At 72.2% G+C, this 13,832-nt stretch carries 13 protein-coding genes; 5 read left to right on the top strand and 8 right to left on the bottom strand.

The genetic code is table 11. The annotated features are described in order from the left end of the window. Positions 1-16: 16 nt before the first annotated feature. The 6 genes from ACWCYO_RS32880 to ACWCYO_RS32855 all read right to left on the bottom strand — a co-directional run bounded on the left by ACWCYO_RS32880 (position 17) and on the right by ACWCYO_RS32855 (position 7,201). Complete coding sequence (locus ACWCYO_RS32880; RefSeq protein WP_449786257.1) at positions 17-1,291, bottom strand: cytochrome d ubiquinol oxidase subunit II; 1,275 nt, start codon at positions 1,289-1,291, stop codon at positions 17-19. Next, entirely contained in the window at positions 1,284-2,654 is a 1,371-nt protein-coding gene (locus ACWCYO_RS32875; protein WP_270142737.1) for a cytochrome ubiquinol oxidase subunit I, read from the bottom strand. The genes ACWCYO_RS32880 and ACWCYO_RS32875 overlap by 8 nt, the downstream gene beginning before the upstream one ends. A 129-nt stretch (positions 2,655-2,783) precedes the next feature. Beyond that, positions 2,784-3,488, bottom strand: coding sequence for a YoaK family protein (locus ACWCYO_RS32870; RefSeq protein ID WP_270142739.1), 705 nt, complete (start codon positions 3,486-3,488; stop codon positions 2,784-2,786). A gap of 28 nt (positions 3,489-3,516) precedes the next feature. After that, positions 3,517-5,394, bottom strand: coding sequence for an amidohydrolase (locus ACWCYO_RS32865; RefSeq protein WP_449786268.1), 1,878 nt, complete (start codon positions 5,392-5,394; stop codon positions 3,517-3,519). 73 nt (positions 5,395-5,467) lie between these two features. Next, on the bottom strand, positions 5,468-6,100 hold the full coding sequence (locus tag ACWCYO_RS32860) for an FMN reductase (protein WP_380609982.1): 633 nt from the start codon (positions 6,098-6,100) through the stop codon (positions 5,468-5,470). Positions 6,101-6,118: 18 nt separating this feature from the next. After that, positions 6,119-7,201, bottom strand: a complete 1,083-nt coding sequence (locus ACWCYO_RS32855) for an LLM class flavin-dependent oxidoreductase (protein ID WP_449786256.1) — start codon at positions 7,199-7,201, stop codon at positions 6,119-6,121. A 285-nt stretch (positions 7,202-7,486) separates the two neighbouring features. Here ACWCYO_RS32855 and ACWCYO_RS32850 point away from each other — a divergent pair, with 285 nt between their 5' ends. Then, complete coding sequence (locus tag ACWCYO_RS32850) at positions 7,487-8,149, top strand: hydrolase (protein ID WP_270142743.1); 663 nt, start codon at positions 7,487-7,489, stop codon at positions 8,147-8,149. Positions 8,150-8,181: 32 nt separating this feature from the next. Then, positions 8,182-8,664 (top strand): DoxX family protein, encoded by a 483-nt coding sequence (locus tag ACWCYO_RS32845; protein ID WP_449786255.1) that lies wholly within the window; start codon positions 8,182-8,184, stop codon positions 8,662-8,664. 317 nt (positions 8,665-8,981) lie between these two features. Here ACWCYO_RS32845 and ACWCYO_RS32840 read toward each other — a convergent pair whose 3' ends face one another. Then, positions 8,982-9,287, bottom strand: coding sequence for a GNAT family N-acetyltransferase (locus tag ACWCYO_RS32840; RefSeq protein WP_270142747.1), 306 nt, complete (start codon positions 9,285-9,287; stop codon positions 8,982-8,984). 336 nt (positions 9,288-9,623) lie between these two features. Between ACWCYO_RS32840 and ACWCYO_RS32835 the strand changes: the two genes are divergently transcribed. Then, positions 9,624-11,048 (top strand): dihydrolipoyl dehydrogenase family protein, encoded by a 1,425-nt coding sequence (locus ACWCYO_RS32835; RefSeq protein ID WP_449786254.1) that lies wholly within the window; start codon positions 9,624-9,626, stop codon positions 11,046-11,048. Between the two features lie 93 nt (positions 11,049-11,141). Beyond that, positions 11,142-11,909 carry a GPR1/FUN34/YaaH family transporter gene (locus ACWCYO_RS32830; RefSeq protein WP_270142750.1) on the top strand — a complete coding sequence of 256 codons (768 nt, stop codon included), beginning with the start codon at positions 11,142-11,144 and terminating at the stop codon, positions 11,907-11,909. A gap of 168 nt (positions 11,910-12,077) precedes the next feature. On the opposite strand, the gene ACWCYO_RS32825 is transcribed toward ACWCYO_RS32830, so the two are convergent. Next, on the bottom strand, positions 12,078-12,632 hold the full coding sequence (locus ACWCYO_RS32825; RefSeq protein WP_270142752.1) for a Dps family protein: 555 nt from the start codon (positions 12,630-12,632) through the stop codon (positions 12,078-12,080). Positions 12,633-12,881: 249 nt separating this feature from the next. Here ACWCYO_RS32825 and ACWCYO_RS32820 point away from each other — a divergent pair, with 249 nt between their 5' ends. Next, positions 12,882-13,718, top strand: a complete 837-nt coding sequence (locus tag ACWCYO_RS32820) for an alpha/beta fold hydrolase (protein WP_270142754.1) — start codon at positions 12,882-12,884, stop codon at positions 13,716-13,718. Positions 13,719-13,832: the final 114 nt, after the last annotated feature.

The raw sequence follows: 13,832 nt of genomic DNA, 5'->3' as shown, positions 1-13,832 counted from the left end.
TCAATCACTCGCCCGCTCATGTCTCGGCCCCGGCGGAGTCCGCGTCGTCCGGGTCGAGATCGAAGACCCCGTCCCGCTGGTCCCGCCGGTCGCCGAGGATCCAGGCGGCCAGGGCCGTCACCGAGAGGAGGGCGATGCCCACGGGGTCGATCCAATCGGCGACGCCGCCGAAGACGTCCTGGGACACGGCCGCCAGCCCGACGCCCAGCACAGTGAGCAGCGCGCGCCGGACGATGACCACGAAGCCACCCGGCTCGGGCCGGACTCGGCGGGATTCCCCCGCGCGCACCCGGAGCGGGGCGAGCGGCGCCTCGGGAGCCTGCGTGAACTTGCCGCGGAAGGCCCACCAGGCGTACGCGTTGTAGGCGAACACCACCGGCATGCACAGCCCCACGCCGACCACGAGGAAGGTCTGCGAGCTGGACGGGCTGGACGCCTGGTGCAGCGTCAGCCCAGGAGGTACGACGACCGGCGCAGTCGCGGCCACCAGCGCCAGCAGACCGCAGACCTGGGCCGCGGCCACACCCACGAAGGGCCGCCAGTCCGGCCGCCGCCCGAAGCCGTGCCAGGCCACCGCACCGGCGGCCACCGCACCGGCGACCGCGATCCAGTACAGCGTCGCGCGCACCGGCTCGTCGAACCCGAACTTCTCCGGATCGGCGACCTCCAAGCCGAACCCGAGGATCAGCGCGGCCACGGTGGTGCCCACCAGCAGCGGGCGCCCGGCCCGGCCCGCCCGCTCGCGGGCGGCGCCTTCGGTCTTGTCCTGCAGCCAGGCGGCGCCGGCCAGCAGGTAGAGCACCACCAGACCCAGCGCGCACAGCACGCTGTAGGGCGTGAGCCAGTTGAAGGCGCCGCCGCTGAACGATCCGTCACGCTGCTCCAGTCCGGAGAGCACGCCGCCGAGCACCAGGCCCTGGCAGAGGGTCGCCGCGACCGAGGACACGCCGAACAGCAGGGCCCAGCCGCGCCGGTAGCCGTCGGCGGCGCTCTGGAACTCCAGCCCCATACCGCGCAGGATGATCGAGAGCAGCATGCCGATCAGCGGCAGGTAGACCCCCGGCAGCACGGTCGCGTAGACGCCGGGCAGCCCCGCCCACAGGGCGACGCCGGCCAGCACGAGCCAGCTCTCGTTGGCGTCCCAGGCGGTGGCGATCAGCTCGCCGTACTCGCGCCGCCCCTCCCCCTTGGCGAACAGGCTGAGCATGCCGACGCCCAGGTCGTAGCCGTCCAGGACGACGTACATGCCGAGCGAGAGCAGGACGAGCGCGTAGGTGGCGTACTCAAGCAACGGAGGCCTCCGTTCCGAAGGTGGGCGTCGCGACGGCGTCCGCGGGCGCCTCGGGGCCGGCCTTGACCGTCCGGACGATGTAGCGGACCCAGATGACCAGCAGGGTCGTGTAGAGGAGCCCGAAGGCGGTCAGGGTGGTCGCGGCCTGGGCGGCGGTCAGGTGCGACAGCGCGTCGGAGGTGCGCAGCTTGCCGTAGACCACCCAGGGCTGGCGCCCGGTCTCGGCGGTGATCCAGCCACCGGTGATGGCGAGCACGCCGGCCGGTGTCATCCAGACCATCCAGCGCAGGAAGCGGCGGGAGTCGAACAGGCGCCTGCGCAGGCGCAGAACCAGCCCCGCGAGAGCCGTGGCGAACATGGCCAGGGCGGTGAAGTACATGGCGCGGAAGCCGTAGAAGGCGCTCCACATGTTGGGCCGTTGGTCGGGTGGGGTCTGCAGCAGGCCGGGTACCTCGGCCTTGCCGGTGAGGTCGTGGCCGATCACCGCGCCCAGGTGCGGGATCGTGATGCGCAGGTCGTTCGTGCCCTGGCCGGTGTCAGGGACGACGACCAGGTTGTACCCGTTGTTGTCGGTGCGCCAGTTCCCCTCGAACGCCTGCAGTTTCGCGGGCTGGTGCTGGGCCATGAAGACGGCGGTGGCGTCGCCGGCGTACAGCTGGATCGGCATCAGGACGGCGAGCACGCCGAGGGCGATGGACAGGCAGCGGCGGGCGAACGGCAGCGCGGCCCGGCGCTGCTTGACCAGGTACCAGGCGGAGATGCCGCCGACGAACCAACTCGCGCTGATCAGCACGGCCAGCAGCATGTGCGGGAAGCGGTAGGTGAAGGCCGGGTTGAGCAGGACCTCGGTCCAGTCGCCCGGGTGGAACTGGCCGGCCGTCTCGGTGTAGCCGGCCGGGTCCTGCATCCAGCTGTTGGCGGACAGGATCCACGTGGTGGACAGCAGGGTGCCGAAGGCGACCATCCAGGACGCGAAGGCCATGGTGCGCGGCTTGACCCGGCCCTCGCCGTAGAGCATGACGCCGATGAAGCCGGCCTCCAGGAAGAAGGCCGTGATGACCTCCATGCCGATGGTGACCCCGATGACGGGTCCGACCGCGTGGGCGAAGACACCCCAGTTGAGGCCGAACTCGAAGGTCATCACAGTGCCCGCGACGACACCGAGGCCGAAGCCGACCGCGAAGATCTTCTTCCAGAAGCGGAAGATCTGCTGGTAGAGCGGGTTGCCCGTGCGCACGTAGGCGGTCTGCACGACGGCGAGCAGCACGGAGAGGCCGACCGTGAGGGCCGGGAAGGACATGTGGAAGATCGCCGTGATGGCGAACTGCCACCGGGACAGTTCTATGGCAGCCGGTGAGGCCATGAGGTCTCCGGAAGGTACGCGGAACGGGCGGGTGCGGGGATCAGGGGCGTGGGGTGATCCGCGGATCGGCGCGTGCCGGGGGGACCACGCGGCGGGAGCGGGGGGCAGCGGGTCTGCTGGAGCAACACCTCACTCCCGGTAGAGCAGCACCGTGGCGCCGGCCAGCACCGCGCTGGCCACCAGGGCCCAGGCGATCTGACCGTGCAGCACCAGGACCGCGCCCGGCACGGCGCCGGCCAGCATGGTGGCGACCGCGAGGATCCTGCGCCGCTGGCGCGGCGCGGTGCCACCGGCCAGGCGGGAGTCGGCCGCCAGGCCGGTCAGGGTGAGGGTGAGCACCGTGGTGGTGAGGTCCGGCACGCCGAGACCGCGCACGGTGCCGTTGCGGATGCCCATCGCCACCGCCACCAGGGCGATCACGGCGTACCGCACGGATCCGTCCGCACTCCAGGCGAAGGCGACGACGGCGGCCGCACCGTGCAGCGAGACCTCCAGGACCAGGGCCGCGCGCAGCCATCGGCCGCGCCGCGTGGCGGTGTGCCGCCCCGCGAGGCGGCCGGCCAGGACCGCGCCGGCGAGGAAGGCGGCGAGCGAGGTCAGCGACCCCGCGACGGAGAACCCGGGGGCTCCGGCCAGGGCGAAGGCGATGACGACGACGTTGCCGGTCATGTTCGCCGTGAAGACATGGCCGAGGCCGAGGTAGCTCACCGCGTCGATCAGCCCGCTGACCGCGGTGAGGGCGAACAGGGCCAGCGCCAGCGGATGACGGTCGTGGACCTGTGCTCCGGGGAGCTGTGGCGGGGCGGTGCGGGGATCGCCTGCGGGCGTGGTCATGACGTCTCCTCTCCGAGTCGGCGCATCGTCAGAAGAAGCACGGGTCCAGCGGCGCCGCGCCCTGACCCGGGAGAGCGAGACCACGGGCCTCGCGCCAGGCGCGCTGCTCGTCGGAGGCCGCCGCGGCCTGCGCCACCCGCTCGGCCTGGTGGACGCCGGCGAGGCCGGGCGCGGGGGTGGCGTGGTAGCCGCCGAACCGCGTGACCGGGCTCCACGACGGCGTCACCGCGGGCAGATCGGGGGCCAGCCCCTGGTGCTCCTGGGCGCCGTGGACGATCCGGCCGCCGACCACGGTGAGCACGGACTCGATGTGCGGGATGTCCGGCTCGGGCACGGTGAAGTAGTCCGCACTGAGGATCGCGAGGTCCGCGTAACTTCCCACGGTCAGACGGCCCTTGACATCCTCCTCACCGGTGAGCCGGGCACCGCCCAGGGTGTAGAGCTCCAGGGCCCGCTCGCGGCTGAGCCGGTTGTGGTCGGCCGCGAGCCGCCGCCCGCTGACCGCGCGGCCGGAGACCAGCCAGTGCAGGGCGACCCAGGGGTTGTAGGAGGAGACCCTGGTGGCGTCGGTGCCCGCCGCGACGGTGAGGCCGCGGCTCAGCATGGCTCGCAGCGGCGGTGCCTCGGCCGCCGCCGGGGCCCCGTAACGGGCAACGAACGCCTCGCCCTGGAAGGACAGCCGGTTCTGCACGGAGACGGCGCCGCCCAGGGCCGCGATCCGGTCCAGGCTGTCCGGGCTCACCGTCTCCGCGTGGTCGAAGAGCCAGCGGTTGCCGTGCGGGAACAGGCCCTCGGCGGCCAGCTTCTCGAAGACGGCGAGGTCGCGGCGGATGGTCTCGTCGTACGTGGCGTGCAGCCGGAAGCCCCAACCGTTTTCCATCAGCAGCCGCACGGCCTTCTCGAACTCCGTCTCGTACGCGCCCAGGTGCGGCCGCGGCTCGGTGAAGTTCTCGAAGTCGGCCGCCGCCCAGGTGAGGTTCTCCCCCGCGCCGTTGAGGCGCAGCCAGGCGTCGCCGTCGCCGGGGCGCACGGTGTTGACCCAGCGGGTGAGGTCGTCCAGTTCCTGCCCCGCGGTCTGCGGGAAGAGGTGGTAGGCGATCCGCAGGGTCAGCTGCCCTTGCCGGGCCAGGTCCATGACGGTGCCGTAGTTCTCCGGGAAGCTCTGGAAGCCGCCGGCGGCGTCGATCGCCGAGGTGAGGCCGAAGCGGTTCAGCTCGCGCAGGAAGTGCCGGGTGGAGCCGGCCCGGTCGGCCTCGTCCAGCATCGGCGCCTTGGCCAGGGTGGAGTAGAGCAGCAGGGCGCCCGGGGCGGCGATCAGCAGGCCGGTGGGTTCGCCGTCGTGGGCGCGGACGATCTGGCCGCCGACCGGGTCCGGGGTGTCCCGGGTGAAGCCGGCTGCCCGGAGCGCGGCCCGGTTGAGCAGCGCCGACTGGTAGAGGTGCAGCACGAAGACGGGGGTGTCGGGTGCCGCGGCGTTGAGTTCGTCCAGGGTGGGCAGCCGCCGTTCGGCGAACTGGTCGGCGGACCAGCCGCCGACCACCCGCACCCACTGGCCGGGCGGGGTGCGCTCCGCCTGGACCCGGAGCATGGCGAGTGCCTGGCGCAGAGTCGGCACGCCGTCCCAGCGCAGCTCCAGGACGTAGTTGAGACCGCCGCGGATGACGTGAAGGTGCGCGTCGTTGAGTCCTGGGACGGCCCGGCGGCCGAGCGCGTCAACGACCCGGGTGTCCGGGCCGACCAGCGGGACGATGTCCGCGTCGTCACCGACCGCCTGGATCAGTCCGTCCCGGACGGCCAGGGCGGTCGCCTGGGGACGGCCCGGGTCGTTGGTGTGCACCTTGGCGTTGCGGATGACCAGGTCGGCGGGCTGGTCCGGGGTGCCGGGGCGGATGCCGGCGACGGGCATGCTGGACAACGGAGTTCCTTTCGGGCGACGGCAGCTGATGGGGTTGGCGTGCGCGGTCGAGGTGCGCGCCGGGTCAGTGGGGGCTGAGCGCGGCGGGTGGGATGAACGGCAGCGCGGGGCTGTCGGCGGGCCGCGGAGCCGCCACGGCCGCGACGGCCAGCGCCGCGAGTTCTCCCCCGGCTCGCTCGACCCGCACCGGCAGGGTGTCGGTGAGCGCGTCGCCGGTCCCGCCCCAGTCCTCGGAGGCCGCGAAGACGGCGGTCGGGGCGACGAGCGCGCGCTGGTAGGCGAAGAGCGGGCGCATCGCGTGCTCGAGTGCCAGGGAGTGGCGCGCGGTGCCGCCCGTCGCGGCGATCAGCACCGGCTTGCCCGCCAGCGCTCCGGGTTCGAGCAGGTCGAAGAACGACTTGAACAGGCCGCTGTAGGAGGCCGAGAAGACCGGCGACACGGCGATCAGCGCGTCGGCCGTGCTCACCTCCTCCAGCGCGCCGGCCAGCGCGGGCGCGGGGAAGCCGGAGAGCAGGTGGTGCGAGATGAGGGTGGCCAGCGGGCGCAACTCGTGTAGGTGTACCCGGACTTCGCGGCCGGCCCGGGTGAGGTGCGCGGTGGTGGCGTCGGCGAGCCGGTCGGCGAGCAGGCGGGTGGACGAGGGCTGGCTCAGTCCGGCCGAGACCACGGCCAGGGTGATCGGCGAGGTCGTTTCCATGATGCGGCTCCGTCGGGGTCAGGAGGCGGTGGGGACGCGGTCCCGGAGCGTGGCGTGGGTGGGTGCGTCGGGCACGGTCTCGGGCCGGCCGGCGGCGAACTCCTTGCGGAGCACGGGCACCACCTCCTCGCCGAGGATGTCGAGCTGCTCCAGCACGGTCTTCAGCGGCAGCCCGGCGTGGTCCATCAGGAACAGCTGGCGCTGGTAGTCCCCGACCACCTCGCGGAAACCCAGGGTGCGTTCGATGACCTGCTGGGGGCTGCCCACGGTCAGCGGCGTCTGCTCCGTGAACTCCTCCAGTGAGGGCCCGTGGCCGTAGACCGGAGCGTTGTCGAAGTACGGACGGAACTCGCGTACCGCGTCCTGGGAGTTGTGGCGCATGAAGACCTGCCCGCCGAGCCCGACGATCGCCTGCTCGGGCGCCCCGTGGCCGTGGTGGGCGAAGCGGGTGCGGTAGAGCTCGACCATCCGCCGGGTGTGCTCCTGCGGCCAGAAGATGTTGTTGTGGAAGAAGCCGTCACCGTAGTAGGCGGCCTGCTCGGCGATCTCCGGACTACGGATCGAGCCGTGCCACACGAAGGGCGGTATGCCGTCCAGCGGACGCGGGGTGGCGGTGAAGGACTGCAGCGGGGTGCGGAAGCGGCCCTCCCAGTCCACCACGTCCTCGCGCCACAACCGGTGCAGCAGCGCGTAGTTCTCCACCGCGAGCGGGAGACCCTGGCGGATGTCCTGGCCGAACCAGGGGTAGACCGGGCCGGTGTTGCCGCGCCCGAGCATCAGGTCGACCCGGCCGTCAGCGACGTGCTGCAGCATCGCGTAGTCCTCGGCGATCTTCACCGGGTCGTTGGTGGTGATCAGGGTGGTCGCGGTGGAGAGCACGATCCGCTCGGTCCGCGCGGCGATCCAGCCGAGCATGGTGGTGGGCGAGGACGGCACGAACGGTGGGTTGTGGTGCTCCCCGGTGGCGAAGACGTCGAGTCCGACCTCCTCGGCCTTGAGCGCGATGGCCAGGATCGCCTTGATGCGCTCGTGCTCGGACGGCGCCCGTCCCGTGGTGGGGTCGACCGTCACGTCGCCGACGCTGAATATCCCGAACTGCAAGGGGTGCCGCCTTTCCGCTGACCGGGCGGCCCGGTGGAGCCGCCCCGGCGAACCTAGGCAGACCGCGGTGCCCGGAGTGCCTTCGCAGCGCATCGTCGGTTGCCCCGCAGCGCACGGCGCGTGCGGCCGACCTGGGAACGCGCTGTCAGTGCAGTCTGGGAACAGTCCCGGGCGCGCAGCGAGCAGCCGCGTCGGGCCGGCGCACATTAGCGTCGTCGAACGTGGCGCCCTGATGGCCCAGCCAGGCGCCTGCGTTCCCGTCAACTCCCCGAATGGAGAAGAACCATGGTCGACTTTGCCACGGTCCACGCCGCCCCGAGCCCCGATCTGCTCACCCCGGACAACTCGATGATGCTGTTCGTCGACCACCAGCCGCAGATGTTCTTCGGCACCGGCAGCGGTGACCGCACCTCCATCATCAATTCGACCGTCGGCCTGGCGAAGGCCGCGAAGATCTTCGACGTACCGGTGGTGCTCTCCACCGTGGCGGCGGAGTCCTTCTCCGGGCCGATCCTCCCGCAGCTGAAGGCGGTCTTCCCCGATCACGGGATCGTCGACCGGACCAGCATGAACGCCTGGGAGGACGAGGCGCTGGTCGAGGCGGTCAAGGCGACCGGCCGCAGCAAGATCATCCTGTCGGGCCTGTGGACCGAGGTCTGCCTGGTCCTGCCGGCGCTGTCGGCGCTGGAGCAGGGCTACGAGGTGTACGTGGTCGCGGACGCGTCGGGCGGTGTGAGCCCGCGGGCGCACGAGCACGCCCTGCAGCGGATGACCGCGGCCGGCGCGGTGCCGGTCACCTGGCTTCAGGTGCTGCTGGAGCTCCAGCGCGACTGGGCCCGGACCGAGACCTATGTCGCGGTGACGGACCTGGTCAAGGAGCACGGCGGCGCCTACGGCATGGGCGTCGTCTACGCCCAGGCCATGATCAACCCGCACGCCGCCGGCTGACGGGCCGCGACCGAACTCGACCGGAGTCCATCATGAACACGGGCCTTCTCCTGCTGCGGGTGGTCGCCGGCCTGCTGATCGCGGGCCACGGCGTCCAGAAGGTCAGCTTCCGCCTGGGCGGCAGCGGACTGGCGGGTGGTACCGCCGAGTTCCGCGGCGACGGCTTCCGCGGCGGGAGGCTCACCGCGCTCGCCGCGGGCGGCACCCAGATCGGGGCCGGGCTGATGCTGGCGCTCGGCCTGCTCACTCCGCTGGCCGGCTCGGGTGTGATGGGCGTGATGACCGTCGCCCTCACCGTCAAGTGGCCGCACGGGCTGTGGGTGCAGCACGACGGGTACGAGTACCCCCTCGTGCTGATCGTCATCGGTGCGGTGCTGGCCGCCACCGGCCCCGGCCAGTGGTCGCTCGACGGCGCCCTCGGCATGGCGCACTGGCCGTTGTGGTGGCTGCCGGTGGCGGTGGTCGCCGGCGTGGGCGGCGGCCTGGCCACACGGCTCGCCCTGCACCGGGCCTGACCGCGGGCAACTCCCGATCGCGTGGACCCCGGGGCAGCTACCTGCCCCGGGGCCCACGCCCATTCGTCACCCAGGGAAGGTCGACCGGGACACAGCCGAACCGGACCGGTTCATCGAGGTCTTCACGGTGACCTCGCGGGCGGAGCTCTGTGCCCAGCACCACGTGCGCCGCACCGGGATCGACCGCGAATTCGAGCACACGGCCCGGAAGTCCGTGCCGAGCGAGCCAGTCGTGACACACGCCGTGCCGGCCCGGGAATGGGCCGGGCCCGGGCCGGCGTGCGCCCGCCGGAGCCGCCACGCCGGTGTGCGGTGACTCAGAGGCCGAACCGGGCACGGTGGGAGGCGGGGACCAGATCGGCGTACTCGGGGTGCTTGGTGATCCACCCGCGGATGAAGGGGCAGTAGGGCAGCACGGCGAGCCCCTGCTCGCGCGCCGCGTCCAGCGCGGCACGCGCCAGCCCGCCGGCCAGTCCCCGGCCCTCGAAGCGCGGGTCGATCTCGGTGTGGATGAAGGCGATCTCGTCGCCGGAGCGGTGGTACTCGGCGAAGCCGGCGAGTTCGCCACCGTCGTGGATCTCGAACCGGGACTTGTCGGCGTTGTCGCTGACGAGCTGCTCCATCGTTCCTCCTGCGGGGTGTGGTCGACCGCCTCGGGAATGGGCGGCACCTGATCGTTGACGGCCGGATCGCGGCGACACCGGAAGCATAGTTTAAGAATAAACATTTGTCCCCCTGGCATCGCACGGCTCCCGTCGACGGCCAACCTAGCCACGAACCAAGGTGCCGCCGGCTGGGACGGCACTCGGAAGGCACTCCGTACCTCCTGGGGACAGCGCTGAGCACGCGGAGAACACGCCGACCCGGTCGGGCTGCCTAGCGTCGTTCAGGGGCCGGACCTGCCCAACGCAGGCCTGCCGGTGCATGACCAGAGACGGCGTGAGGGAACGGGCGAAGAGATGAGCGGAACCGACGAGTTCGACCTCGTGGTGCTGGGTGCCGGTCCGACCGGGGAGAACCTCGCCGATCGCGCGCGGGCCGGCGGGCTGAGCGTGGCGATCGTCGAACGCGAGCTCGTGGGCGGCGAGTGCTCGTACTGGGCGTGCATGCCGAGCAAGGCGCTGCTCCGGCCGCCGGCCGCGCTGCGGGAGGCGCAGCGGCTGCCGGGCGCGCGGGCGGCGGTCGGGGACGGGCTGGATGCCGACGCGGTGCTGCGGCGCCGGGACGACTTCGCCTCGCTGTGGCGGGACGACGGCCAAGTGGCCTGGCTGGAGTCCGCCGGGATCACGCTGGTCCGCGGGCACGGCCGGCTGGACGGCGAGCGACGGGTCGTGGTGGACGTCCCCGGCGGGGGCCGCCGCATCCTGACCGCACGTCACGCCGTGGCCGTCTGTACCGGCACCGGTGCAGCCCTGCCCGACCTGCCGGGCATCGAGCAAACGGGTGTGTGGACCAGTCGCGAGGCGACCAGCGCACCCGAGGCCCCCGGCCGGCTGGCCGTCGTCGGCGGCGGCGTCGTCGCCGTGGAGATGGCCACGGCCTGGAGCGCGCTGGGCAGCCGGGTGACCCTGCTGGTCCGGGAACAGGCCCTCCTGCCGCGACTGGAGCCCTTCGCCGGTCAGCTGGTGGCCGAGGCGCTTCGGGAGTCCGGGGTCGACCTGCGGTTCGGGGCGTCGGTGACCGGCCTGGCCCGGGACGGCGAGGTCGTCCTGGACCTCGGCGAGCATGGCGAACTGCGGGCCGACGAGGTGCTGTTCGCCACCGGACGGCGGCCCGCGACCGGCGATCTGGGGCTGGAGACGGTCGGGCTGGAGCCCGGCGGATGGATCGAGGTGGACGACACCGGGCTGGCCGTGGGCGTGGCCGGCGGCTGGCTCTACGCGGCCGGCGACGTCAACCGCCGCGCGCTGCTGACCCATCAGGGCAAGTACCAGGGCCGGGTCTTCGGCGCGGTGATCGCCGACCGGGCGGCCGGCCGTGAACTCGACCTCGCGCCCTGGGGGCGCAGCGTCGCGACCGCCGACCGGACGGCCGTGCCCCAGGTGGTCTTCACCGACCCGGAGGTCGCCTCGGTCGGCCTCACCCTCGCCGAGGCAACCGCGACCGGCCGGCGCGTGCGGGCCGTCGACTACCGAATCGGCAACGTGGCGGGGGCCGCGCTGTACGCCGACGGGTACCGCGGGCAGGCCAGGGCCGTCATCGACCTGGACCGGGAGACCGTGGTGGGGGCGACCTTCGTCGGATCCGCGGTCGCGGAACTGCTCCACTCGGCGACCGTCGCCGTCGCCGGGGAGGTACCGCTCAGCCGGCTCTGGCACGCGGTACCCGCCTACCCGACCATCAGCGAGGTCTGGCTGCGCCTGCTGGAGGCCTGGCGCGGCTGAGGAAGAAGTCGCAGCGGAAGTCGCAGAGCAAGCGGACGGCCGTCCTGTCGGCGGTCGTCCCGAGGACACGAAGTACCGAGAGCAAGGAGCGAAATGATGGTGGCTGCAACGAGAGAAGACGAGCGGCCGGGCGGGCCGGACCCGACGGTGGCCGGGATCGAGACGCCCACGGGCACGGATCCGGTGGCCGGTACCGGAGCCGAGCCGGACCTGCACGCCATGACACGGATCACGCTGCGGCCCATCGCCTCGCCGATGCCCCTGGGCTTCTTCACGGTGGCCATCTCCTCCGTTGTGATCGGTAGCCTGCAGCTCGGCCTGATCGACAGTGCGAACCGGCAGGCCGTGGCGCTCACCGTCTTCTCCGCCTTCGTGCTCCAACTACTGGTCAGCGTCCTCGCGTTCGGCGCCCGTGACGTCATCGCGGCGACGCTGATGGGCGGATTCGCCGGCGCCTGGCTGGCCAACGGCCTGGTCACGTCGGCGGACGCCCACGGCGGGGCGCAGGTGCTCGGTGTGATGAACCTGGCGTTCACGGTCTTCGCCGCGCTGATGGCATCGGTGGCCAAGCCGAAGAAGGTGCTGTGGCTGCTCCTGCTGATCGCCGTACCGCGCTACTTCGTCGCCGGCGTCTACGGCCTCTCGGGCGCGGCCTGGCTGGGCCACACCGCCGGGGCACTCGGCTTGCTCCTCGCGGCGGTCGCGATGTACGCCGCCTACGCCCTGATGCTGGAGGAGCTCCGAGGCAGGGAGGCCCTGTGGATCGGACGCAGCGGTCCCGTGCGGGACGCCATGCACGCGGGACTGGCCGATCAGCTGAACCGGCTGGAACAGCATGCGGGTGTGCGCCGGACCCTGTAGTCGGTGGCCCGTCCGACCGCCCGGATCGATCTGACGGCGTTTCGTCCACGGCCTGCGGAGTCCGCGCCCCCGGAGTGGGTGGACGGCACGAAGAAGTGCCGGGCCCGCCGACGAACGGACCCGGCACCGAGCGGGCCGGGCCCGCCCCACAACGGGCCCGGCCCGCGCTCACGCCCCGGTCTCGGGGGTGACCACCAGGTGCTCGGCGAGGAACCAGACCTGGGTCTCGCCGGTTCGGATGATCTGGGAGACCAGGAGGTCCTGGGTACCGTCGTCGCCGAGCTCCGCCGTGCGGGTGGCGGCGTCGCGGACGTCGGCGAGGATGGTCTCGTGGGCGTCGAGCAGGCGCGAGAGCATCGAGTGCACGCCCTCCACGCCGTCCGGCGGGCGCGGCACCCCGGTGATCAGCGCGGCGTGCCGGGGGTCGCCCACGGCGACGCCACCGAGCGTCTGGACCCGTTCGGCGAGCGCGTCGACCAGCTCCAGCTGCTCCTGGGCATGCTTGTCGAAAAGCAGGTGCAGCTGGTAGGCGGTCGGCCCGCGCATGCCCCAGTGGCACTTCTTGTACAGCGAGTACAGGAACTGGGTGTCCGCGAGGACGCGGTTGAGCCGCTGGCACGAGTACTGCCGGGCGTCGTGGGAGAGCGCGATCGGCAGCTGGGTGACGGTCCCGAACTCCTGGATCTCCGCGCCGTGTTGGTGGAGGTGTGGCTGGCTGTTCATGGTGCTCCTGGGAATGGCTGGGCTGTTCGGGGATCAGGCTAGGAACGCGCGGGCCCCCGGCTTGTTCCGACGGCGCACCGCCTGCGTTCTTTCCGTGCACCCGCACGGGAGTCGGGCCCGGGTGAGTCGCCGGGCAACCGGAGCACTCTCGGACGACACCGGGTGCTCTCCGAGGCAACAAGCCGGCGGCGGCCGCCCCTAGCGTGAGCCCCATCGCAGCCAACCGCTGACCGAGAGATAGGAAGAACCATGCCGTTCATCACCGTTGGCCAGGAGAACTCCACCTCCATCGACCTCTACTACGAGGACCACGGCACCGGGCAGCCCGTCGTCCTCATCCACGGATTCCCGCTGAGCGGACACTCCTGGGAGCGGCAGAGCGCCGAACTGCTGGACGCCGGCTACCGGGTCATCACCTACGACCGGCGCGGCTTCGGTCAGTCCTCGCAGCCGACCACCGGCTACGACTACGACACCTTCGCCGCGGACCTCAACACCGTGCTGGAGACCCTCGACCTGCACGACGCCGTGCTGGTCGGCTTCTCGATGGGCACCGGCGAGGTCGCCCGCTACGTGTCCACCTACGGTTCGGCCCGCGTCGCCAAGGTCGCCTTCCTCGCCTCCCTGGAGCCGTTCCTGCTGAAGACCGACGACAACCCGGACGGCGTCGCCACGAAGGACTTCTTCGACGGCATCGTCGCCGCCGTGAAGGCCGACCGGTACGCCTACTACACCGCCTTCTACCAGGACTTCTACAACCTGGACGAGAACCTCGGCAGCCGGATCAGCGAGGAGGCCGTCCGCAACAGCTGGGACGTCGCGGCGAGCGGCGGCTCCTTCGCCGCCTCGGCCGCCCCGACCACCTGGTACACGGACTTCCGCGCGGACATCCCGCGCATCGACGTCCCCACCCTGATCCTGCACGGCACCGGCGACCGCATCCTGCCCGTGGAGAACACCGCCCGGCCGTTCCACCGCGCGCTGCCCTCCGCCGAGTACGTGGAGATCGAGGGCGCGCCGCACGGCCTGCTGTGGACCCACGCCGAGGAGGTCAACACCGCGCTGCTCGCCTTCCTCGCGAAGTGACCCGGGCGGCCGCCCTCCCCCGACGGCGGCCGTCCGCCCCGTCGTGGGTGGGGCGGCGTGCGGGGCCCGGGGCCCCGCGGGGCCGGGGGTGGCTCGCGGCAGATGCGCCCCCCG

The organism is Kitasatospora sp. NPDC001683 (assembly GCF_053596495.1).
The sequence above is the reverse complement of the archived record's forward strand: the minus strand, read 5'-3'. Positions and strand labels throughout refer to the sequence as shown.

Coding starts and splice junctions, on each gene's coding strand:
- ACWCYO_RS32875 (WP_270142737.1), bottom strand. CDS start 2,654: ATGGCCTCACCGGCTGCCATAGAACTGTCCCGGTGGCAGTTCGCCATC.
- ACWCYO_RS32870 (WP_270142739.1), bottom strand. CDS start 3,488: ATGACCACGCCCGCAGGCGATCCCCGCACCGCCCCGCCACAGCTCCCC.
- ACWCYO_RS32865 (WP_449786268.1), bottom strand. CDS start 5,394: ATGCCCGTCGCCGGCATCCGCCCCGGCACCCCGGACCAGCCCGCCGAC.
- ACWCYO_RS32860 (WP_380609982.1), bottom strand. CDS start 6,100: ATGGAAACGACCTCGCCGATCACCCTGGCCGTGGTCTCGGCCGGACTG.
- ACWCYO_RS32850 (WP_270142743.1), top strand. CDS start 7,487: ATGGTCGACTTTGCCACGGTCCACGCCGCCCCGAGCCCCGATCTGCTC.
- ACWCYO_RS32845 (WP_449786255.1), top strand. CDS start 8,182: ATGAACACGGGCCTTCTCCTGCTGCGGGTGGTCGCCGGCCTGCTGATC.
- ACWCYO_RS32840 (WP_270142747.1), bottom strand. CDS start 9,287: ATGGAGCAGCTCGTCAGCGACAACGCCGACAAGTCCCGGTTCGAGATC.
- ACWCYO_RS32835 (WP_449786254.1), top strand. CDS start 9,624: ATGAGCGGAACCGACGAGTTCGACCTCGTGGTGCTGGGTGCCGGTCCG.
- ACWCYO_RS32830 (WP_270142750.1), top strand. CDS start 11,142: ATGATGGTGGCTGCAACGAGAGAAGACGAGCGGCCGGGCGGGCCGGAC.
- ACWCYO_RS32825 (WP_270142752.1), bottom strand. CDS start 12,632: ATGAACAGCCAGCCACACCTCCACCAACACGGCGCGGAGATCCAGGAG.
- ACWCYO_RS32820 (WP_270142754.1), top strand. CDS start 12,882: ATGCCGTTCATCACCGTTGGCCAGGAGAACTCCACCTCCATCGACCTC.